The following is a 22,443-nucleotide window of genomic DNA, read 5'->3' as shown; positions in this document are numbered from 1 at the left end:
AGATCGCCTTTGTTATTTTAAATGAAAAAACTTTATTTATTGGGAACAGGCTGAATTTCACCCGTCGTCATGCTATCAAAAATAGCAGGGAAAAACATAACAAGGATAAAATAAACCACGATCACAAGTGCGATCAATGAAATAAGGATAATTACTAAGCTGTTCGGTTTGTTTTTATTAGGTTCCATGATTTTTGTGGTGTTTCGTTAATAGATCATTATATTTTTACTAAGCCAATTTCTTGCCACACTGTTTGCAATACCTTGCATCATCATCAATATCTTCATTTCCGCATCGGTCGCACACTTTTTCCAGATTCTGTCTTTTGTTTCTCATCTCGGCAGTTACAATTCCTGTAGGAACGGCAATAATAGAATAACCGGCAAGCATTAAAACCACGGCAAAAAATTTTCCCATCGGAGTAATCGGGGAAACGTCGCCATAACCAACCGTTGTAACAGTAACCACCGCCCAGTAAATCGCCTGTGGAATAGTTTCAAAGCCCTGTCTTCCGCCTTCCACCATAAACATCAGTGAGCCGACAATTACGGAGAAAATAATTAAAAATAAAAGGAAAATATAAATTTTTCTTGAACTGTTCTTTAATGCTCTCACAATCACGGAGCCGTCATTCATAAAATCTAATAAGTTGAAAACCCGGAAAACTCTAAGCATTCTCAACATTCTGAAAATCAGGAAATATTTGGTAACCGGAAAAATGAAGCTCAGATAAAAAGGAATTAAAGCAAGAAAATCAATAATTCCGAAAAAACTGAAAATATAGTTCCGTTTGTTTTTCACTACGGCAATTCTCGAAAAATATTCCGCCGAAAAAAATATGGAAATAATCCATTCCATAATAATGAATGTATAATGAAACCTTTTATCAAGCTTCGGTACACTTTCCATCATTATAATAGCGGTACTGATGAGGATCAGCAACAATAAAATAATATCAAAAAGCTTTCCGAGCTTTGTGTCGGAGCGGTATATGATGCGATAAAGGTGTCTTTTCCAGAGTGCATCTTCGGGAATAAGATTGTGCTCTTTTTCCATTTTTCGATGTTTTTTTTAAATTAACAAATAATCCCTATTTTCGTACCAAACATAGACAATAAAATGACAATAAGTAAGGTAATTGCCAAAATAGAAGAAAGAATTCCTTTGCAGCAGGCAGAAGATTTTGATAATGTAGGTTTGCTGTGTGGTGTTCCGGACAGAAATGTCTCCGGAATTCTGATATGCCATGATGCATTGGAAAATGTTGTGGATGAAGCCATTGAAAAGAACTGTAACTTAATTGTATGTTTTCATCCGATCATTTTTTCGGGACTGAAATCTTTAACAGGTAAAAACTATGTGGAAAGAGCTGTTTTAAAAGCTATTGAAAATAAAATTGCAATTTATGCCATTCATACGGCTTTCGATAATGATTTTTTTGGAGTAAACCGCGGAATCTGCGATCAGTTGGGATTAAAAAACATAAAAATTCTTCAGCCTAAAAAAAATAATCTGAAACAGCTTACGGTTTTCGTTCCGAAAGATTATTCTGAAAAAGTAAAGGAAGCATTATTTTCGGCAGGTGCAGGAAATATCGGATTTTATGACGAATGCAGTTTCAAAATCAACGGAAATGGAACGTTCCGACCGATTGAAGGTTCAAATCCGTTTTCGGGACAGCAGAACATCCGTGAGAATGCAGATGAGGATATGGTTTCTGTAATTTTTGAGGATTACAAACAGGGACAGATCGTTAATGCAATGAAAATGGCACATCCGTATGAGGAAGTTGCGCACCAGATTTACAGCCTGGAAAATACCAACCATTATTCAGGATTGGGAATGTATGGTGATCTTGATGAGCCGATGGATGAAAAAGATTTTCTGAAATTTGTAAAGGATAAATTCAGTCTGGAGATGATCCGTCATTCAGGATTCAATAATAAAAAAATTAAAAGAGTAGGAGTTCTGGGCGGTTCGGGCGCAAGCGGAATCCGTTCTGCAATTTCCAAAAAATGTGATGCTTATCTTACGGGAGATGTAAAATATCACGATTTTTTCCTTGCCGATTCGAAAATGATGATTTGTGATATCGGGCATTTTGAATCAGAACAATTTGTAACTCAACAATTATTTGAAATATTGTCACAAAAATTTAGTACATTTGCAATCTCAAAATCTATTGAGAAAACAAACCCGGTAAATTATTTCATTTAAAATATGGCAAAAACCAACGATATTTCAGTTGAAGAGAAGTTAAGAGCTTTATACGATTTGCAGATCATTGATTCTAGATTGGACGAAATCCGAAATACAAGAGGAGAATTGCCAATCGAAGTAGAGGATCTTGAGATTGAAATCGAAGGTCTTGAAAAAAGAGCTGAAAAATTTCATGCAGAAATCAAAGATCAGGACGACCAGATCAAAACAAAGCATGAAGTAATAAACCATGCAAAAACTTTAATTGAAAAATACAAATCTCAGCAGGATAATGTAAGAAACAATAAAGAGTTTGAAGCATTAGGTAAGGAGATTGAATATCAGGAGCTTGAAATCCAGCTTGCAGAGAAAAGAATTAAAGAATTCGGTGCTAAAATAGGTCACAAAAACGAAACGTTAAGCGAGTTGAATTCAAAAATTGATGAGCTTAAAAATCACCTGAAATTCAAAAAAGAAGAATTGGAAGGTCTTATCTCTGAAACTCAGAAAGAAGAAGAATATCTTATCGAGAAATCAAAAGAATTCTCTGAAAAAATTGATGAGAGATTATTGGCTTCATACAACAGAATCAGAACAAACTCTCCAAACGGTCTTGCTGTAGTAGGATTGGAAAGAGGCGCTCCGAAAGGATCATTCTTCACCATTCCACCGCAAAAGCAGATGGAAATTGCTCAGAGAAAGAAAATCATCATCGATGAGCATTCAGGAAAAATCCTTGTTGACGACGAGTTGGTAATGGAAGAAAACGAAAGAATGAAATCTGTAATTAAATTTTAATTACTTAGGATTTTAAAGATATAAAGCTGTTTCAAATTTGGAACAGCTTTTTTTTTGGCTTTAAACACTAATTGCGCAAATGTTTCGCAGATAGCACAATTTAATATTGAAGTTTTTTAAAGTAAAAGAGCTTTGCTCCTTTAGGAGCGGAATCTGTGTAGAAATAAGAGCAAGTCTATCAATCAATCCGCAGGGTTGATATCTATAATAGGATAAATGTTCTAAAGATAGCGTTCCTACGGAACGCCGAACGTCCTTCTAATATCATGTCTACACAGATAAAACTCTATAGAGTTTTTAAAAAATAAATATAAACCACATGATAGTAGTGATTATAAAGAAAAAGAATATTTAAAAACATTTATTCAATGGAAAACTTAAATAGCTTTATTTTGAAATAATTAGATAGAGTCATTCGTGAAAATATTTGTGCAATTTGTGTTAAAAATAAAACCGCCTCAAAAAGAAACGGTTTATATTATTATTCCTTATGCTCATACATCTTATTGTAAAGATCGATGAATTTCTCTTTAATCGCTTTTCTTTTCAGCTTTAAAGTTGGCGTTAAAAGACCGGCATCAATGCTCCAGATTTCCGGGGTAAGCTCAATTTTTTTGATCTGTTCCCAGTTTCCTAAATGTTGGTTGATATCGTCAATCTCTTTTTTAATTCTTTCTTTTAATTCCGCACTTTTGGCAATTTCCTGTGGAGTGGAACCTACATTCAGATTGTTTCTGGATGCCCAGCTTTTTGCAAATTCAAAATCTGGCTGTACCAATGCGCAAGGCATTTTTTCGCCGTCTCCGACAACCATGATCTGCTCGATAAACTTTGAAGCTTTTGCTAAATTTTCTATGGTCTGCGGAGCAATATATTTTCCTCCCGAAGTCTTGAACATCTCCTTTTTACGGTCGGTGATCTGTAAAAACCCGTCGTTGTCGATATGTCCGATGTCACCCGTTCTGAAATAGCCATCTTCTGTAAAGACTTCTTTCGTCATTTCTTCATTTTTAAAATAGCCTTTAAAAATAGAAGGACCTTTTACCGTAATTTCTCCGTCTGCCTGGATTTTAACATTCAGATTGTCAAGAGGTAAACCTACGGTTCCGATTTTCATTTTGCTGAAAGAATTTACCGAAATTACAGGTGAAGTTTCCGTTAATCCATATCCTTCCAGAATAGGAATTCCTGCATTCTGGAACATTAAATTCAGTCTTGTAGATAAAGCTGCAGAACCGGAAACCAAAGTAATGATTTCACCGCCTAAACCTTCTCTCCACTTTTTAAACACCAGTTTGTCGGCAATAATTTCCTTTAATCCGGATGGTTTTGAAACACTTTTCTTTTTAGAAATCAGATCCAGTGCCCAGAAAAAGATTTTCTGTTTCAGTCCTCCCGCGGAAGAACCTGTGGCGTAGATTTTATCATACACTTTTTCCACCAGTCTTGGTACCACGCTCATGTAGTGAGGTTTTACTTCTTTTACGTTTTCTCCCATCTTTTCGATGCTTTCTGCGAAATAAATCGAAAAACCGTTGTACTGGAAAAGATAAAAAAGCATTCTTTCAAAAATATGGCAGATCGGAAGGAAACTCAGAACCCTTGTATCTTTATAATCCAGACTTTTCTTTTTAGGGATTCTCGGGATCGAACCCAACACGTTGGAAACGATATTATGGTGAGTCAGCATTACTCCTTTCGGTTTTCCTGTTGTTCCCGAAGTATAAATAATTGTTGCCAGATCTTCAGAATTAATAGTATTGGAAAGATCTTCCACTTCAATCTGGGTAGAATCGTCTTCCCCAAGATCCAGAATTTCTCTCCAGTTGGCAGCTCCTGCGATAGTATCGAATGTAAAAACACCCTGTAACGAAGGAATATTGTGTTTTACCTTTACCACTTTGTTCAGAAGATCCTTATCCGACACAAAACAGTACTTAATTTCTGCGTTGGTAAAGATAAATTCATAATCTTCGGGAGAAATACTTGGATAAACGGGAACGGAAACCACCCCGATCTGCGAAAGTCCGAGATCCATAATTGCCCATTCTGTTCGGGAATTGGTGGTGATTAATGCAATTTTGTCACCGGGTTTTATCCCAAGTTTTAAAAGTCCTCGTGATATCTTATTGGCTTCATTGATAAACTCTTGCGTGGAAGTTTTCTTCCATTCACCATGATATTTGGTTACAAACATATCCGACTTGGGATACGTTTTCAGTGCATATTGAGGAATATCAAATAATCTTTTGATTGTCATGATTTTTTAAGTAATTGTTAAAGGATTTTAAATATAAGCATTTTTTTTAATTGTGGAAATTGGAAGTGATTATTTAGAAATTAATAAAATGTATGCCATAATATATTTAATAATTCAAACTTAATATATATATGATGAAAATTTAAAAATTGAGATATTTCGTTGTTTTTATCTAATTTATGATTCTATTTTCAGATTTGCCCAAAAAGTGTAAATTAGCGACCATCTAATTATTCAATGTTATGGACTTTAATTTATCAGAAGAACAGCTGATGATTCAGCAGGCAGCAAGAGATTTTGCGCAAAGCGAGCTTTTACCGGAAGTAATCGAAAGAGACCGCGACCAGAAGTTTCCTGCAGAACAGGTAAAGAAAATGGGGGAAATGGGACTTATGGGGATGATGGTGGATCCTAAATACGGCGGTGCCGGAATGGACAGCGTTTCTTACGTTCTTGCAATGGAAGAAATTGCAAAAATAGATGCTTCTGCGGCTGTGGTAATGTCTGTAAACAACTCATTGGTTTGTGCAGGTCTTGAGAAATTTGCTTCTGAAGAGCAGAAAGTAAAATATCTTACCCCTTTGGCAAGCGGACAGGTAATCGGAGCTTTTGCTTTGTCTGAGCCTGAAGCAGGTTCTGATGCGACTTCCCAGAAAACAACTGCGGAAGATAAAGGAGATTATTACCTGTTAAATGGTATTAAAAACTGGATTACAAACGGTGGAACAGCATCTTACTATATTGTAATTGCACAGACAGATCCTGAGAAAAAACATAAAGGAATCAACGCTTTCATCGTAGAAAGAGGTTGGGAAGGTTTCGAGATCGGTCCGAAAGAAGATAAACTGGGAATCAGAGGAAGCGATACGCATTCTTTGATCTTCAATAACGTAAAAGTACCGAAGGAAAACAGAATCGGGGAAGACGGTTTCGGGTTCAATTTCGCGATGGCTGTTCTGAACGGTGGTAGAATCGGGATTGCTTCTCAGGCTTTAGGAATTGCTTCCGGAGCTTACGAACTGGCTTTAAAATATGCTAAAACAAGAAAAGCGTTTAAAACAGAAATCATCAATCATCAGGCGATTGCGTTTAAACTGGCAGATATGGCAACTCAGATCACAGCAGCAAGAATGCTTTGCTTCAAGGCGGCTGTAGAAAAAGATGCTGGAAAAGACATCTCTGAAAGCGGAGCAATGGCAAAATTATACGCTTCTCAGGTGGCAATGGATACTACCATTGAAGCTGTACAGATCCACGGTGGATACGGATATGTGAAAGAATATCACGTAGAAAGAATGATGAGAGATGCCAAAATCACTCAGATCTACGAAGGAACTTCTGAAATCCAGAAGATCGTTATTTCAAGAAGCATTGCAAAGTAATTGCTTAATTATACATGAAATAGTAAAAGGCTTCCGAATTTGGAAGCCTTTTTACATTCACACGAACCACAAAATATAATATATAAAATTTTTTATCTGCTTTTATTTATCTTTTTGATGGAAATTTGAGGCTAAAGTTAAATTTTACAAGCTTTTTTCCTTTCTTAATGACTTATCAAAAATATCAATAACATCGGTTAAAAATCAATTTATCCCATTAAAATAATATTAAAATAAAAATCCATCACAAAGGATGGACTTTCGAAATTAATGGGCATCATGATTGGTTGTGTTTTTACCCCTCTTTTTATAAAAATAATATCCGATTCCGGCAATTAAAAACAATGGCCAAAGCGGCAGAATAAATAGGAAAATAGAAGTAATGACACTCCATCCTGAGGAAACGGCGGCTAAAGACTTTTCACCAAAAGTTTCCGGAGCTTTATGAGTGTTATCCAAAAGAGAGATCCTGATCTCACAAAGCGTATTGTTATAATAGTCATTTCCTTTTACTTCTATGTTTTTGCTTTCAATATTGCCGATATTGCTGCTTAAATCATCCATCAGTTGGTCAAAATTCTGCAGAGGAACTTTAATCTGAAGATAATATGCTTTTTGATCCGCTATTTCCGAAGATCTGTCATCGGAAGGTTCTGCTGCAACATAAGTGAGCTCTTCTTTTGTCACTGCGCCGTTGTTTCTAACCGTTTCCTTTCGTATAATTTCCCTTACAATTTCCGCATTGTCTGCATTCATGGTTAAATAGCCCGATTTTACCATTTTATTTTTCAGAACATTAAGTTCGTAATTTTCATTCTTCGGTTTGTCTTTATAAACGATTTTGGTTTCTTTAATCACTTTCGGAGCCGGAACATTCACCACAATTTTTTCTTCTTTTTTAGCCGAATCTTTTTTCTCGGTTTTCGATTCCAGTCTTACGGAAGAAATTTTCTCAGATAAAGAATCTACCATTTTGGAAGTATTTTCAATTTTATCTTTTACTTCATTTTTAGTGTTTTCAAAATCTTTAATTTTTACATTGGCAGAATCCAGTGCAGCATTGGCTTTTTCGCTTACATCATTAATTTTTTCAGAGGTCGCAGAAATCGTACTGTCTGCTGATTGTACTGCGTCTTCAATTTTAGATGTTGCCGCTTCTCCTTTTTTACACATGATAAACGTGCTTGATACAGCAACGAGTAAGATCAACTTTTTCATAACATTAATTTTTTCGATGAGGTAAAATTAGGAGGGAAGTTTTTGTAAAGATTGTAAAGGAATTGTTTTGCTTATGTAAATTGATAAGGGGTTGAATTTTAGTGTTTTGTAAAATAAAAAAATCCTGTTTTACAAAGTTTTTTTAATCTTTGATTTCTTTTTTCTTAATTAAATCTTATCTGAACTTAATTTTCAGCACTGTCATTTTGAGCGAAACAAAGTGGAGCCGAAAATCTAAGATACCCTCAAGATTCTTGATGTTATAAAAGTTTCATTTAATTTCATAAAAAAATCCGCAGAAAAATTTCCGCGGATTATCTATTTAAAGCTGATTTATTTCAATTAAGCATTCTTAAACTCACTGATGAAATGAAGTTTCACATTCGGGAATTTCTCCTGCGTCATATGAATCGTGAAAGAAGAATCAGCAAGGAAAACCAACTGGTTGTATTTGTCTCTCGCTAAAAATCTCTGTTTCAGTCTTGCAAATTCCTTGAATTCGTCTGACTTTTCATCCGCTTCTATCCAACATGCTTTATGCATAGAAAGAGGTTCGTAAGTACATTTTGCCCCATATTCATGCTCCAGACGATACTGGATAACCTCATACTGAAGCGCACCCACTGTTCCGATGATCTTTCTGCCGTTCATTTCCAGTGTAAATAACTGTGCAACCCCTTCATCCATCAACTGATCGATCCCTTTTGCCAGTTGTTTTGCTTTCAACGGATCGTTGTTGTTAATATATCTGAAATGTTCAGGAGAGAAGCTCGGAATTCCTTTGAAATTCAGTTTTTCGCCGCCTGTTAACGTATCTCCGATTCTGAAACTTCCCGTATCATGAAGACCTACAATATCTCCCGGAAAACTTTCATCAACCACCTCTTTTTTATCTGCGAAGAAAGCATTTGGTGAAGAGAACTTCATTTTTTTGCCTTCTCTTACCAAAAGATAATTTTCATTTCTCCTGAAAGTTCCCGAAACAATTTTTACGAAAGCCAATCTGTCCCTGTGTTTCGGATCCATATTCGCGTGGATCTTGAAAACGAATCCTGTAAAACCATTTTCTTCAGGCTTTACAATACGCGTATCACTTTCCTTCGGTTGTGGCATCGGTGCAATATCAATAAAAGCATCCAGCAACTCACGAACCCCGAAATTATTCAAAGCCGAACCAAAGAAAACAGGCTGCAAATCGCCCTTCATATAATCTTCACGGTTGAATTCCGGATAAACCGACTGAACCAGATCCAGTTCCTCTCTTAAAGTAGCGGCAGCTTTTTCGCCAATCACTTCATCAATTGAAGGATCATTAATATTGTCAAACTTTATCGCTTCACCCACCTTCTGTTTCTTCTCTTCCAAAAACAACTGGATATTGTTTTCCCAGATATTGTAAATTCCCTGAAAGTCAGCTCCCATCCCGATTGGCAAAGAAAGCGGACAAACTGTTAATCCTAACTTCTGTTCCACCTCATCCAGCAAATCGAAAGCATCCTTACCTTCACGGTCAAGCTTATTAATGAAAACCAGCATCGGAATATTTCTCATTCTACAAACCTGAACAAGCTTTTCCGTCTGTTCCTCAACCCCTTTTGCAACGTCGATTACCACAATTACAGAATCAACCGCCGTTAAAGTTCTGTACGTATCTTCTGCAAAATCCTTGTGACCGGGAGTATCCAGAATGTTGATTTTGTGGTTTCTGTATTCAAAAGCCAATACCGAAGTTGCCACGGAAATCCCTCTCTGTCTTTCAATTTCCATGAAATCGGAGGTCGCTCCCTTTTTTATTTTGTTGGATTTTACCGCACCCGCTTCCTGAATTGCACCCCCGAAAAGCAAAAGCTTTTCCGTAAGAGTGGTTTTTCCGGCATCCGGGTGAGAGATAATTCCGAAGGTTTTTCTTTTTTCTATTTCTTTGATTAAGTCTGACATATCGTATTTTGAAGTTGCAAAAATCGGGAATTTTGTCGAATCCTGAAAATTTTGTTTGAACACAAATTTTTACACGAAAAGCATGAATTTTATTTAACCGAAATCTCACAAAAGATTATAACACATTCGCAACTTAAGGTTAAATTCTTTGTACGTAAAAGAACCCATTAGTTTAAAAATCTTTGATTTTTTATTTTGAAGTTGTTTGAAGTAAGAGAGTTTGCTCCTTTAGGAGCAGAATCTGTGTAGAAATAAGAATAAATCCGCAAATCAATCCGTAGGATTGATATCTATAAATATGAGAAATTTTTTAAAGATAGCGTTCCTACGGAACGCAAAATGCATTGTGAATAAGGTGTCTACACAGATAAAACTCTATAGAGTTTTCTACCGTTTTACTTTAAACAACTTTTTTTGTTTGCTTTTGCCAAACTAAAAATAGGCTAAAAAAAAATCAAATTCGTGGAATTTGTGAAAACCATTTGTGTTATTCGTGTTTAAAAGATCTACGATAAGTTTAAATTTTATTGGAAAAACGCTAAGGCGCAAGATTTAAATAAGAGTTTTCCAGTCTTAAGACGCAAGGATAAAATCAAAGATTTTATTTTATAATTCTGATGATCAATTTTATCAAAGATAAAATCCTTGCGCCTTAAAAATTTAAGACTAGTAAAAATCCTGCGTCTTTGCGAAAACCAACCTGAGTCGTGTTAATTCTTGTAAAAATTAGTGCTATTTGTGTTTAAGCTTAAGCAAATAAGCCAGTCCCAATCCCACAAAAACCATCGCCGCACTGAAAGGAAAAATATAGCTCATCCCGTAAAGATCGGCAATTCCGCCAATCAGCGGTCCTGCAACACCAAGAGAAAGATCAATAAAAAGACCATATCCCGCCAAAGCGGAACCCTGATTGGATGAAGGCACACTTTTAATCGCCACCACACCCAAAGCCGGAAAAATTAATGAAAACCCAAGTCCTGTAACGCCGGCTCCTACAAGAGCCATTTGTGAATTCGTGGCAAATGAAATAATTAAAAGCCCGATAGTTTCCACCAAAAGACAGGCAATGGCGACTTTAATTCCTCCGTAATTATTGATTACATTATTGAAAACGAGTCTGCCTGCAACAAACAGTACCCCGAAAACACTCAGACATAAAGCGCCGTTATTCCAGTGAAAATAGTTGTAATATAAAGTGATAAAAGTAGAAATACTCGCAAAACCAAGTCCTCCTAAAGCCAGACAAACGCCGAAAGGAGCCACTTTTCCCAAAACTTTCCAGAAAGACTGCGATTCCTTTATATTTGTATTGGTTTTATTGTCTTTGGTTTTTGCAAAAAGAAACCCTAAAATTCCAAGAATAATCGAAAGAATTCCGATTCCGTATAAGCTGAATTCATGCTCAATCGTTACACCCAGAGAAGCTCCGATTGCCAAAGCACCGTAACAGGCAACGCCGTTGTAGGAAATAATTTTTGCCGTATGTTTTTCTCCGACTGCCATAATTGCCCAGTTAATCGGACTTGCACCGATCATTCCTTCCGCGCAGCCTGTAAGAAGACGCGTGATGACCAAAAATGTTAAACTTAACCACGGAGAAAACTTGAAATAATAAGCAATGATCAGGAAAATTCCCGTCAGCGAAAAACTGATCATGCTGAATAAAACGGCAGGTTTCGGACCTTTTCCGTCAATGATTTTTCCGGAATAAGCTCTCAGAAAAAATGTAGAAACATATTGCAGACTGATGACCAAACCTGCAATTACCAGACTGAATCCAAGACTTTTATTAATGAAAATAGGAAGTACCGAAAGCGATAATCCGATAACGAAATACCCTATAAAGGTAAAACTTACATAACTGATTAAAGACAGATTAACATTCTCCGACTTTTTTACCAAACCCTGCATGTGAAAATATTAAGCTGCAAAGTTACTTCATTAAAACAGTATGAAAGAGAAATTTAACTTAAAATCTGTTTAACCTTTTTTATTTAACCGCAAAAGTTATAAAAGATAAGCTGAAATTTTATTCAAATTAAATAACGAAAAATGAAAAAGGCAACAACAGCTTTAAAAATCTTCGATTTTTAGTCTTTTGAGAACTTTGATTATTCTAATTATTGCGGAATAATGTTCTTTTGCAACTTTTGTGGTTAATTTTGAAATTTGTTTAAACATTTTAAAAAAACATAAATGTAACCATGTATTTTAAGGTTAAACTTCTCTGCGATTCTCTTTTCTCATAATTTGAATTATCTTTGTTTCTCAATAAATTCTTAGATTCTATGGAAAAAAGTAAATATCCAAATTTCAAGTTTACATGGATTGGCGGTCTTGTTTTACTGGCAGGATTGTTTTTCGGAACAATGGTGGTTTCGTCTTTTAATGTTTTCTGGATGTTTACTTTCAAAGAAAACCTGCAGTATAGAGACTGGTTTTTTATTATTACCAATGCCGCAGGATTTCTTACGGCGATTGCTTTTTTTGATTTTTTCATTGTGAGAAGAACAACAGGAATGAAGCTGAATTTCAATTTTTCTCCCACTAATTTTTCTACCTATCTCCTGATTTTTCCAATGATGATCGGGATGATGTTTATTGCAGAATTTATTACCGCCCAAATTCCTACAACGGGACCTTTTTTCGGAAAGTATTACGATTTTTTTACTCAGATGATGGAAAAACTTACCGATGATCCGGTTGTGATGATCATTACTGCCGTTATCTGTGCGCCTATTTTTGAAGAAATTATTTTCAGGGGAATTATCCAGAAAGGATTGATTAATAAAGGCGTTGAACCAAAAATGGCAATTGTTTTTGCTTCCGTAATCTTCGGAGCGGTTCACGGAAATCCGTGGCAGTTTGTGGGAGCGGTTCTGTTAGGATGCGTTTTGGGATTGGTATATTACAAAACAAAATCTCTGCTTTTGCCGATGCTTTTGCATGGTTTTAATAATTTATGTTCCACCTTATTAATCACTTATGTAAAAACTGAAAGCTTCGCAGATGCTTTTAAAGTTTCGGAATGGATCATACTGACGATAGGAATTGCACTTTTCTCCTTGTTTTATTTTCTTTTCATGAAAAAATACAAAGTGCATTATTCTGAAATTTAAATCTTAACACGAATGACACTAAATTTTTAAACACTAATTTCACTAATATCATTGGCGTTATTTGTGATGATGATTTGAGATTTAAACAAAATAGAAATTAAATAAATGAAATTGAATATGGAATTACTGGTTGCAACGCATAACATACATAAGAAAGAAGAAATTCAGCAGATTTTAGGCGATGATTTTGTGGTAAAAAGCCTTGCCGATTACGATCTTCATGAAGAAATCGTAGAAGACGGAGATTCTTTCAATGCCAATGCGTTAATTAAGGCGAAATACTGCTTCGAAAAAACAGGAATTCCAAGTTTGGGCGATGACAGCGGACTGGTTGTAGAATCTCTGGACGGAAGACCGGGAATTTTTTCCGCGCGTTATGCAGGAGATCACGATTTTGCCAAAAATATCGAAAAAGTTTTGAGCGAAATGGAAGGTATTGAAAACAGAAAAGCGTATTTTATTACTGTTTTATGCTACTATGACGAAAACGGAGCCAAATATTTCGACGGAAGGGCTCATGGAAATTTACTGAAAGAAAATAAAGGTTTCAAAGGGTTTGGCTACGATCCGATCTTCGTTCCGGAAGGGTACGAAATGACTTTTGCTGAAATGGAACCGCAGGATAAAAACAAAATCAGCCACAGAAAACAGGCTTTGGATCTATTTTTGGATTTTCTGAAAGGGAAAGAGTAGTTTAAGGTTGAGGTTAAGATGTATGGTAAAAACAGAAACAGGAATTTAGATATTTAAATTGGTTTCCACTAAGTAATTTTAATCTCAGCCTAAATCTTAGTCTTAACCTAAATCCGTACATTTGTCACCTTAATAAACCATCGATTTGAGTACTTATTTAACGATATTAGGCTTTAATTCAGCAATTCCTACGGTGAATTCTTCTCCTACCGCGCAGTTTCTGGAGATGGAAGAACGGTCTTTCCTCATCGATTGCGGGGAAGGAACGCAGGTACAGTTGAGAAAAGCCAAAGCAAAATTTTCGAAGATCAATCATATATTTATTTCACATCTTCACGGAGATCACTGTTTTGGTTTACCGGGGCTTATTGCTTCCTTCAGGCTTTTGGGAAGAGAAACGCCGCTTCACGTTTACGGTCCGAAAGGAATTAAGAAAATGCTGGAAACTATTTTCACGATTACAGAGACGCACCGTGGTTTTGAAGTGGTTTATCATGAATTGGATAAAGATTATTCAGAGAAAATTTACGAAGACAGCAGGGTAGAAGTGTACACCATTCCTTTGGATCACAGAATATACTGCAACGGTTATCTGTTTAAAGAAAAATCGAAAGACAGGCATCTAAACATGAAGGAAATCGCGAAGTACAACGAAATAGAAACCTGTGATTATCACAATATAAAAGCCGGAAAAGATTTTGTTTTAAGCGATGGATATGTTCTTAAAAATGAAATTCTTACGATAGAACCTGCTCCTTCTGTATCTTACGCCTTTTGCAGCGATACGAGATATCTGGAAAGTGTGATCCCGATCATTAAAAATGTAACTGTGCTTTATCATGAATCCACATTTCTTCACGATTTGAAGGAAATGGCAGATTATACAGGACATACAACTGCTCTGGAAGCCGCAACGGTAGCCAGAAAAGCAGAAGTCGGAAAACTGATCTTAGGACATTTTTCCAACCGTTATGGAGATCTTACCGTATTTACCGATGAAGCAAGAACTGTTTTTCCCAATACTTTCTTACCGAAAGCACTGGAACCTGTAAAAATTTAAAAAATAATGTTGAAGTTTGAAGAACTGAAAATCTTCTTAGATGAAAAGGCAGATCAGTACAATGATCCTGAATTTATAGAAAATGATCCGATCCAGATTCCGCATCGTTTTTCTCTGAAACAGGATATTGAAATTGCAGGATTTCTGGCGGCGACAATTTCATGGGGAAACAGAAAAGCGATCATTAAATCGGCAGAAAAAATGCTCGATATTATGGGAAATTCCCCCTATGATTTTGTTTTGAATCACTCGGAAAAGGATTTGAAATTTCTTGAAGGCAAAAGTGTCCACAGAACGTTTAACGGAGAAGATTTTGCTTATTTTATTAAGCAGTTTAACAGGATTTATACGGAGAATGAAAGTCTGGAAGATTTATTCAGGGTAAATGATTCTGAAGTTAATTTTTCTCATGCGATTGAACGTTTCAGAACACAGTTTCTGGGAACGGAAAAGCACAGAACGCACAAACATGTAAGTTCGCCGTATAAAAATTCTTCCACCAAAAGAATTATCATGTTTCTGCGCTGGATGGTACGTAACGACAGGCGTGGTGTAGATTTTGGTCTTTGGGAAAATACAGATCCGAAACACCTGTCGATTCCTTTGGATGTACATACCGGAAATATTTCAAGGAAACTCGGTTTGATTACGAGAACGCAGAACGACTGGAAAACGGTGGAAGAATTAGATCTTATCATCCGTACATTTGATGAAAAAGATCCTGCAAAATATGATTTTGCACTGTTTGGATTAGGAGTTACCAAGGAATTAATTTAAAATTGAAACGCAATGAAAAAGAACGAAGAAAAAATTGAAGTATTAGAAAGAATTGCCAACGGAATTACATGGTGGATCGGTTCTATTCCGTCGCTCATTGCGCATACCCTGTTTTTTTTGATTTCTTTTCTTCTGCCGGTTCTTCATATTGTAGAATTTGATAAAATGCTTCTGATTCTTACCACAGTGGTTTCTTTAGAGGCAATTTATCTTGCGATCTTCATCCAGATGTCGGTGAATAAAAGTCATGAAAAGATTGAAGACATTCAGGAAGATATCGAGGAGATCAGTGAAGATATTGAAGATATTCAGGAAGATATAGAAGAAATCAGCGAAGACATTGAGGAAATCAGCGAGGATATCGAAGAAATTAATGAAGATATTGAGGATATTCAGGAAGATATTGAAGAAATTAATGAGGAAGAAGATGAAGAAGACCATAATGAGCGCGCCAAAAATGTAATGCTGAAAAGCAATGTAAGTTCCAACAAAAATGAAATTAAAGCACTGAAAGATAAGATCTCAGAATTGCAGAATATGATTGATGAACTGAAAAAAGATTAGTTATCAACAGATAAAATTGTTGAAATAGTAAAATTCCACACAAAAAGACTGATAATTTTATCAGTCTTTTTTATTAATTCAGATAGAATATCTGTTATTTCTATAATTTTAAAATATTTTAGGTTATTTGTAGTATAATGCTTGTTTTTTGTTCTGATTTTAAGTAATAATTTAGTATTTTTGAACAAACAACAACAAAATGTTAAATTATAGATTAAAAAACTACTATTTCCTTTTAGTGTTGCTTCTGGTTTCGGGTTCCGTTTTTGCCCAAAAAGCATCAAGAAAACCAATCAAAGAAAAGCATACTAATTCGAGTTTAAAGTCGGGTGCATTTATAGATGTTAATGTCGCTTCCTATACGCCATCATCTTATAATATAGAACAGCTTGTTAAAAATATCCTTATTACAGGCGGTTCAAGTTGTGCTGTTGCCAATGTTACCAACGTCACTGTTTCTCCCAATCAGCCCGCAACAGACACCGAAAGAGCTTGGGGATATTTTCATAAAGGAACTACTGCCTTTCCGTTTACGGATGGTGTTGTATTGGTAACTGGAAAAGCCCGAAGAGCAGGAAATGTTTTGGAAACAGGATTAGGTGACACTGTTCCCGGATCCACCGTTAGTGATCCTGATCTTGTTACGGCAATTAATCCTCTGGCTCCGTTAAAAGATGCCGTTTTTATTGAATTCGACTTCGTTCCCAACAATACTCAGGTAAAATTCAATTATATTTTTGCTTCAGAAGAATATACCTCAGATTTCCCTTGTGGAGTTTATTCCGATGGTTTTGCTTTATTACTGAAAAAAGTAGGGGATCCTACTTATACCAATATGGCAATTTTACCCGGAACAGCGGGACCTGTAAGCGTTACCAATATTGTTCCTTCCGGTAACGGGTTCTCATGCGGACCTATTAACGAAGCTTACTTCGGAGGAATGAACACTTCAAATATCGAAACGAATTTCAATGGAAGAACAATTCCTTTAACGGCAACCGCAACGGTAATTCCGGGGCAGACCTATCATTTTAAAATGGTTTTGGCTGATGCTTCCGACAGTGGTTTTGATTCTGCCGTTTTTCTTCAGGGAGGATCTTTTGATATCGGTATGACCATTGTAGACGGCAGCGGAAATCCTTTAACGACGGTGAATATGTGTGACAATACGCCACAAACTCTTACTGCACAAATTGCTGCTGTTCCGGGAATGACCTTCCAATGGTACAAAGACGGTGTTGCAATTGCAGGAGCAACCAATGCGACCTATATCGCTACATCACCCGGTGTGTATGAGGTAAGAACATTTGTGGGCGGAACCAACTGCCAGACAGCTACCGTTACCATTGTAGGCGGAACAACGCCACCTGCACAGAATGCTACTTTAAAACTCTGTACAACACCATCTTTGGCAACATTTAATTTAAATGATGCAACGCCGCAGATTACAACTTCCACTACGGCCATCGTTCGTTATTATGTAAATCAGGCAGATGCTGTTGCTCAGAATAACAATTATCTTACTGCTGCACAAATGGCAAGTTATAACGGAACAGACGGACAGGTTTTGTATGTCGTGGTTTCCAACGGAGCTTTCTGTAGCAAAACAGTAACTTTAACTTTAAGAAAAGAAGTAACGCCTGTTGCACAGCTTACGGCAACAAAAGTAAGAATCTGCTTAGGCGAATCTACAACCTTAACAGCTTCTAACGGAGCAACCTATCAATGGACGAATTTATCGGGAACCGGAGCTACACAAACAGTTTCTCCAACCCAGACTACAACATATTCTGTTTACGCGATCGGAACACAGGGATGTAAATCTCTACAGCCTGCATCCGTTACTATAGAAGTTGTTCCGGCTATTAAATCAACACTTTCCGGTGGGATGATCTGTCAGGGAGATGTTATTAATTTAGATGCAGGAGCAGGACCGAACTATACATATCTGTGGAGTAATGGAGCAACATCTCAGACGATTTCTGTAGGAACGCCGGGAACATACAGTGTAACTATTACCAATGGAGTGTGTTCAAAAGTCTTTACAACACAGGTTATTCAGGCGGTTATTCCGGAAGTTATTAATGTTAACTATAACGAAAACGGAACCATGATTATTACGGCAAGTAATCCAAGCAACGGTGTTTTGGAATATTCTGTTGATAATGGTTTAACATGGCAAGATTCAAATACATTTACCAATGTACCGAGAAATACAGTTATTGCCATTAGAGTAAGAGTGAAGAATACAAGCTGTGTAGGCTTCCTTGAATATTTTACATTCGTGATGCAGAACGTTATTACGCCAAACGGAGATAACATTAATGATATTATTGATTTCCGAATCGTGAATAAAAACAAAGACTTTAAAGCCTCTATTTTCGACCGTTACGGAAGAGAGGTTTACAGAGAAAGCAGCTTACAGCCTTATTGGGACGGATATTTCCAGGGTAAACGACTAAACACTTCATCCTACTGGTATCAGGTAAGTTTTGAAGATCCTGCAAGTAAAAAGCCTGTCGTAAAAACAGGATGGATTTTATTGAAAAATTTTGAATAATTTAATCGCAATAGAAAAGGCCAACAATTTGTTGGTCTTTTTTTCGTTTCAGAGATAATTGAAATTACTTTTTTTACAGGATATTTAATTATATAAGTGATAATGTAATTAGTACCGAATTGAAATTCAATTGAAAAAAATAGTATTTTTGTTTAAAATAATATAAAATGTTAAATAGGAGGACAAAAAATTTATTTTTGGCTTTGCTTTTGGTTTTTGTAGGGAATTTCGTTAATGCACAGAAAGGCAGAGACGGAAAAGGAGTTGTGAGCAGACAAACCCCTGAAAACATGAAAGCCGGAGCTTTTATAGATGTAAATACAGCCGCTTATCCGGAATCTTCATACAGTATCACACAATTGGTAAAAGATGTCCTCATTAGTGGAGGATCTGCATGTTCTGCTGCGAATGTAACGAATGTGTCTGTTTCTCCAAATTTAGCAGTGACAGACCAAAACAGAAGCTGGGGATATTTTAATAAAGCAACCACCAATTTCCCTTTTGCAAAAGGAATTGTTCTTACAACAGGATATGCGAGAAAAGCTGGAAATGATCTTCAAGGAACTTTAAGTGACGGTTTAGGTTCCGGAGGAGATGCAGATTTGGCGGCGGCTCTTGGAGTTCCTAACAATCAGCTTAACGATGCGACTTACATCGAATTCGATTTTGTTCCGGCTTCTACGAAAGTTACTTTCAGATATTTATTCGCTTCAAAAGAATACCAGACTAATTTCCCTTGTACCATCAGCGATGGTTTTGCGCTTTTATTAAGAAAAGTAGGGGATCCTTATACCAATCTTGCCGTTTTACCGGGAGGAGCAGGTCCTGTAAGTGTTACCAATATTCACCCTTCCACACAATATCAGACGGGTGCTCCATTGGCTTGCGGAGCTGCAAACGTATCGTATTTCGGAGGATATAATATTCCTCAGATCGAAACGAACTTTAACGGACGTACTGTTCCGTTAACGGCAACAGCGACAGTAATTCCGGGTCAGACTTATCATTTCAAAATGGTTTTGGCAGATTATCAGGATGCCAATTTTGATTCTGCGGTATTTCTTGAAGCAGGATCTTTCGATATTGGTGTGCAGTTATTAGATCCGGCGGGAGTTACGCTTCCTTCATCAGTTAATGTTTGTGATAACGCTCCGCAGACATTTACGGCATCAGTTCAGGGAGGCGGAGCTACATATCAATGGTATTTAGGGACAAACCCTATTCCGGGAGCAACCAATGCATCTTACACAGCTACACAGCCGGGAGTATATTCAGTTCAGGTGTTTTTGCCTGGTAATACCTGTCCGGGAACGGCTTCCATCACTGTGGTGGGAGGAACTTCACCTACAGTTCAGAATGCGTCTCTCATTTCATGTTACACGCAGGGAAATGCCACATTTAATTTAACATCGGCACAATCTTCAATCAGTACAACACCGGGAGCTACATTTGCCTATTATGTAAATCAGGCAGATGCGGTTGCAGGAAACGGAAATACGATTGCGAATCCGACCGCCTTTTCAAGTCCGGGACAGACAGTTTATGTTTCGGTTAAAAACGGATTTTGTTCCAAAGTTGCAGAATTGCAATTGATAAAAGCACCTCAGATTACGGCAACGATTGCTACACCGGGAGTTTTAACATGTACGAATTCACAGGTTACGTTAAATGCTTCAAGTTCAGTATATCCCACAGGTTCTACATTTAGCTGGACAACAACAAACGGAAATATTGTTTCGGGAGCAAATACTTTAAATCCGGTGGTAAATACCGCGGGAACTTATACTTTAACCATATCTAATGTTTATCAGCCGGGAAATGTTAGCTGTACCGGAACAGCGAGTGTAACCGTTACGGGAGACAGCGCGCCGCCAACTACAGGATTAACGGCTTCGAAAATTTTAATCTGTTCAGGAGAATCGGTAACTTTAACGGCTTCCGGTGGAGCTACTTACAATTGGGTAGGACTTCCGGGAAATGGAGCAACACAAACTGTTTCTCCTGCAACGACGACCACTTATACAGTAACTGCGGTGGGAGCGAACGGATGCGTTTCTGCTACTCCTGCAACGATTACGATACAGGTGACTCAGCCAATTACCGTTCAGAATGCAACTTTATTAAAATGTTATCAGAACGGAGGAATTAATTATAATTTAACGGAAGCACAGCCACAGATCACAACAGCACCGGGAGTTACTTTTGCCTATTATCTGAATGTTGCGGATGCCAATGCCGGAAATACAAATACCATTGCCAATCCGGGATCTTTTAACAGTGCGGGAGGACAGACGATATATGTTTTAGTAACAAACGGAGGGTGTAAAAATGTGGTAACCTTACAGCTTTTATCTACGCCTCAAACAACTTTAACCATTAATCCGCCACAGCAGATTACCTGTACCACTCCTCAGGTTACATTGAATGCTTCTGCTTCTGTAATTCCTGCAGGATCTACCATTACATGGACCGCAACCGGTGGAGGAAATATTGTTTCTGGAGCTAATACATTAACTCCGGTGGTAAACGCGGGTGGAGTATATACTTTAACGGTAACCAATATCAACCAGCCCGGAAATGTAAACTGTACGTATACTTCAAACGTTACGGTAACACAAAATACAACTGCTCCTGTAACTACTGTAACTTCTACGGCATTACAGATATGTTCCGGAGAGTCTGTTACTTTAACGGCTTCCGGAGGTGCAACCTACAATTGGACAGGTCTTACAGGAAATGGAAATACACAGGTAGTTTCGCCTACTTCTACAACTACATACACTGTTTTTGCTGTAGGAGCAAATGGATGTGTTTCAGCGACTCCTGCTACCATTACAATAATCGTGGCTCCTCCTGTAGCAGTTTTAACTGCTTCCCAAATGAAAATATGCGCGGGTGAATCTGTAACTTTAACAGCAACCGGTGGCGTTACTTACGAATGGGTAGGTTTACCGGGTAACGGAAGTACACAGATTGTATCTCCAACAGCTACAACTACCTATTCTGTCTTTGCTTTAGGTGGAAACGGATGTAAAGTGGCTAATCCTACTTCAATTACCATTCAGGTTGTCCCTGCGATTGTTTCTACTCTGAAAGATGTTAATGTTTGTGCGGGAGATTCAGGAATTTTAGATGCAGGTTCAGGAACAAATTATACGTATGTATGGAATACAGGAGCAACAACACAAACGATCTCTGTAAGTACACCGGGAACTTATACGGTAACGATAAGTAATGGGGTTTGTTCTAAGGTATTTTCTGCACAGCTTATCAATCCTACATTGCCGCAGTTTACAAATATTTCGTACGAGAACCATATTTTAACTCTGTCTACGACAAATCCGACAGGCGGAACTTTAGAATATTCTGCAGATAATGGTTTTAGCTGGCAGACGTCCAATGTATTTACTAATATTTTGGATAATACGAATTATAATCTTCAGGTAAGGGTGAAAGATGCGAAATGCAGCACTTCAATATCTTTCTTTACTTTCGTTGTTATTAATGCCATTACTCCGAATTCTGACGGTAAAAACGATATTGTAGATTTTACAGGTATCAGCAGTTATAACAATTTTTCAGCCTCTATTTTCGACAGATACGGACAGGAAGTATTTAAAGCATCCAAGAATCAGACTTTCTGGAACGGAATGTTGAGAGGAAGTTTGGTCCTTCCGACTGCTACTTACTGGTACAGAGTACAATGGGAAAATCCCGCCAGTAAAAAATTAGAGCAGAGAAGCGGATGGATTTTACTGAAAAACAGAAATTAAAAGATATTAAAATTGAAAACCTTTCTTATGAAAGGTTTTTTTGCTTTTTTAGCATAAAAATGCCAAATAAATGTGTGGTATATTCAAAAAAAAATTAAATTT

General features: G+C 37.0%; 16 protein-coding genes. 10 read left to right on the top strand and 6 right to left on the bottom strand.

Annotation, left to right across the window (positions count from 1 at the left end):
• Positions 1-32: 32 nt before the first annotated feature.
• Complete coding sequence (locus H6W53_RS08910; protein ID WP_165762959.1) at positions 33-188, bottom strand: hypothetical protein; 156 nt, start codon at positions 186-188, stop codon at positions 33-35.
• A 40-nt stretch (positions 189-228) separates the two neighbouring features.
• The gene (locus H6W53_RS08905; RefSeq protein WP_116099333.1) at positions 229-1,056 is read right to left on the bottom strand and encodes an ion transporter; all 828 of its coding nucleotides are present in this window, start codon (positions 1,054-1,056) and stop codon (positions 229-231) included.
• Positions 1,057-1,119: 63 nt separating this feature from the next.
• Between H6W53_RS08905 and H6W53_RS08900 the strand changes: the two genes are divergently transcribed.
• Both H6W53_RS08900 and H6W53_RS08895 read left to right on the top strand, forming a co-directional pair.
• On the top strand, positions 1,120-2,217 hold the full coding sequence (locus H6W53_RS08900) for a Nif3-like dinuclear metal center hexameric protein (RefSeq protein ID WP_185206188.1): 1,098 nt from the start codon (positions 1,120-1,122) through the stop codon (positions 2,215-2,217).
• Positions 2,218-2,220: 3 nt separating this feature from the next.
• Positions 2,221-2,997: a zinc ribbon domain-containing protein gene (locus H6W53_RS08895; protein WP_076392508.1), complete on the top strand. Its 777-nt coding sequence runs from the start codon at positions 2,221-2,223 to the stop codon at positions 2,995-2,997.
• A 481-nt stretch (positions 2,998-3,478) separates the two neighbouring features.
• Here the strand turns inward: H6W53_RS08895 and H6W53_RS08890 are convergent, their stop codons facing one another.
• Positions 3,479-5,257, bottom strand: a complete 1,779-nt coding sequence (locus tag H6W53_RS08890) for an AMP-dependent synthetase/ligase (RefSeq protein WP_185206186.1) — start codon at positions 5,255-5,257, stop codon at positions 3,479-3,481.
• A gap of 242 nt (positions 5,258-5,499) precedes the next feature.
• Here H6W53_RS08890 and H6W53_RS08885 point away from each other — a divergent pair, with 242 nt between their 5' ends.
• A complete protein-coding gene (locus H6W53_RS08885) occupies positions 5,500-6,639 on the top strand; it encodes an acyl-CoA dehydrogenase family protein (protein ID WP_076392514.1) in 1,140 nt (379 codons plus the stop codon).
• Between the two features lie 267 nt (positions 6,640-6,906).
• Here H6W53_RS08885 and H6W53_RS08880 read toward each other — a convergent pair whose 3' ends face one another.
• The 3 genes from H6W53_RS08880 to H6W53_RS08870 all read right to left on the bottom strand — a co-directional run bounded on the left by H6W53_RS08880 (position 6,907) and on the right by H6W53_RS08870 (position 11,706).
• Positions 6,907-7,857 (bottom strand): hypothetical protein, encoded by a 951-nt coding sequence (locus tag H6W53_RS08880; RefSeq protein WP_185206184.1) that lies wholly within the window; start codon positions 7,855-7,857, stop codon positions 6,907-6,909.
• A gap of 342 nt (positions 7,858-8,199) precedes the next feature.
• Entirely contained in the window at positions 8,200-9,795 is a 1,596-nt protein-coding gene (locus tag H6W53_RS08875) for a peptide chain release factor 3 (protein WP_185206181.1), read from the bottom strand.
• Between the two features lie 732 nt (positions 9,796-10,527).
• Positions 10,528-11,706 (bottom strand): MFS transporter, encoded by a 1,179-nt coding sequence (locus H6W53_RS08870; RefSeq protein ID WP_185206179.1) that lies wholly within the window; start codon positions 11,704-11,706, stop codon positions 10,528-10,530.
• A gap of 377 nt (positions 11,707-12,083) precedes the next feature.
• Here H6W53_RS08870 and H6W53_RS08865 point away from each other — a divergent pair, with 377 nt between their 5' ends.
• From H6W53_RS08865 to H6W53_RS08835, 7 genes are all read left to right on the top strand, one after another.
• A complete protein-coding gene (locus H6W53_RS08865; RefSeq protein WP_185206177.1) occupies positions 12,084-12,914 on the top strand; it encodes a CPBP family intramembrane glutamic endopeptidase in 831 nt (276 codons plus the stop codon).
• A gap of 105 nt (positions 12,915-13,019) precedes the next feature.
• On the top strand, positions 13,020-13,607 hold the full coding sequence (gene rdgB, locus H6W53_RS08860) for an RdgB/HAM1 family non-canonical purine NTP pyrophosphatase (protein WP_410500682.1): 588 nt from the start codon (positions 13,020-13,022) through the stop codon (positions 13,605-13,607).
• 145 nt (positions 13,608-13,752) lie between these two features.
• Entirely contained in the window at positions 13,753-14,667 is a 915-nt protein-coding gene (locus H6W53_RS08855; RefSeq protein ID WP_185206175.1) for a ribonuclease Z, read from the top strand.
• Between the two features lie 6 nt (positions 14,668-14,673).
• A complete protein-coding gene (locus tag H6W53_RS08850; protein WP_410500681.1) occupies positions 14,674-15,444 on the top strand; it encodes a TIGR02757 family protein in 771 nt (256 codons plus the stop codon).
• Between the two features lie 12 nt (positions 15,445-15,456).
• The gene (locus H6W53_RS08845; RefSeq protein WP_087708064.1) at positions 15,457-16,008 is read left to right on the top strand and encodes a DUF1003 domain-containing protein; all 552 of its coding nucleotides are present in this window, start codon (positions 15,457-15,459) and stop codon (positions 16,006-16,008) included.
• A 199-nt stretch (positions 16,009-16,207) separates the two neighbouring features.
• On the top strand, positions 16,208-18,568 hold the full coding sequence (locus H6W53_RS08840) for a choice-of-anchor L domain-containing protein (RefSeq protein WP_185206173.1): 2,361 nt from the start codon (positions 16,208-16,210) through the stop codon (positions 18,566-18,568).
• Positions 18,569-18,735: 167 nt separating this feature from the next.
• Entirely contained in the window at positions 18,736-22,341 is a 3,606-nt protein-coding gene (locus tag H6W53_RS08835; RefSeq protein ID WP_185206171.1) for a choice-of-anchor L domain-containing protein, read from the top strand.
• The last annotated feature ends 102 nt before the right edge of the window (positions 22,342-22,443 follow it).

It is taken from the genome of Chryseobacterium sp. C3 (assembly GCF_014218905.1).
In the GTDB taxonomy this organism is placed as follows: Bacteria; Bacteroidota; Bacteroidia; order Flavobacteriales; family Weeksellaceae; genus Chryseobacterium; species Chryseobacterium mucoviscidosis.
This window is presented reverse-complemented; position numbering and strand designations above follow the sequence as displayed.

Coding starts and splice junctions, on each gene's coding strand:
- H6W53_RS08910 (WP_165762959.1), bottom strand. CDS start 188: ATGGAACCTAATAAAAACAAACCGAACAGCTTAGTAATTATCCTTATT.
- H6W53_RS08905 (WP_116099333.1), bottom strand. CDS start 1,056: ATGGAAAAAGAGCACAATCTTATTCCCGAAGATGCACTCTGGAAAAGA.
- H6W53_RS08900 (WP_185206188.1), top strand. CDS start 1,120: ATGACAATAAGTAAGGTAATTGCCAAAATAGAAGAAAGAATTCCTTTG.
- H6W53_RS08895 (WP_076392508.1), top strand. CDS start 2,221: ATGGCAAAAACCAACGATATTTCAGTTGAAGAGAAGTTAAGAGCTTTA.
- H6W53_RS08890 (WP_185206186.1), bottom strand. CDS start 5,257: ATGACAATCAAAAGATTATTTGATATTCCTCAATATGCACTGAAAACG.
- H6W53_RS08885 (WP_076392514.1), top strand. CDS start 5,500: ATGGACTTTAATTTATCAGAAGAACAGCTGATGATTCAGCAGGCAGCA.
- H6W53_RS08880 (WP_185206184.1), bottom strand. CDS start 7,857: ATGAAAAAGTTGATCTTACTCGTTGCTGTATCAAGCACGTTTATCATG.
- H6W53_RS08875 (WP_185206181.1), bottom strand. CDS start 9,795: ATGTCAGACTTAATCAAAGAAATAGAAAAAAGAAAAACCTTCGGAATT.
- H6W53_RS08870 (WP_185206179.1), bottom strand. CDS start 11,706: ATGCAGGGTTTGGTAAAAAAGTCGGAGAATGTTAATCTGTCTTTAATC.
- H6W53_RS08865 (WP_185206177.1), top strand. CDS start 12,084: ATGGAAAAAAGTAAATATCCAAATTTCAAGTTTACATGGATTGGCGGT.
- rdgB (WP_410500682.1), top strand. CDS start 13,020: ATGAAATTGAATATGGAATTACTGGTTGCAACGCATAACATACATAAG.
- H6W53_RS08850 (WP_410500681.1), top strand. CDS start 14,674: ATGTTGAAGTTTGAAGAACTGAAAATCTTCTTAGATGAAAAGGCAGAT.
- H6W53_RS08845 (WP_087708064.1), top strand. CDS start 15,457: ATGAAAAAGAACGAAGAAAAAATTGAAGTATTAGAAAGAATTGCCAAC.
- H6W53_RS08840 (WP_185206173.1), top strand. CDS start 16,208: ATGTTAAATTATAGATTAAAAAACTACTATTTCCTTTTAGTGTTGCTT.
- H6W53_RS08835 (WP_185206171.1), top strand. CDS start 18,736: ATGTTAAATAGGAGGACAAAAAATTTATTTTTGGCTTTGCTTTTGGTT.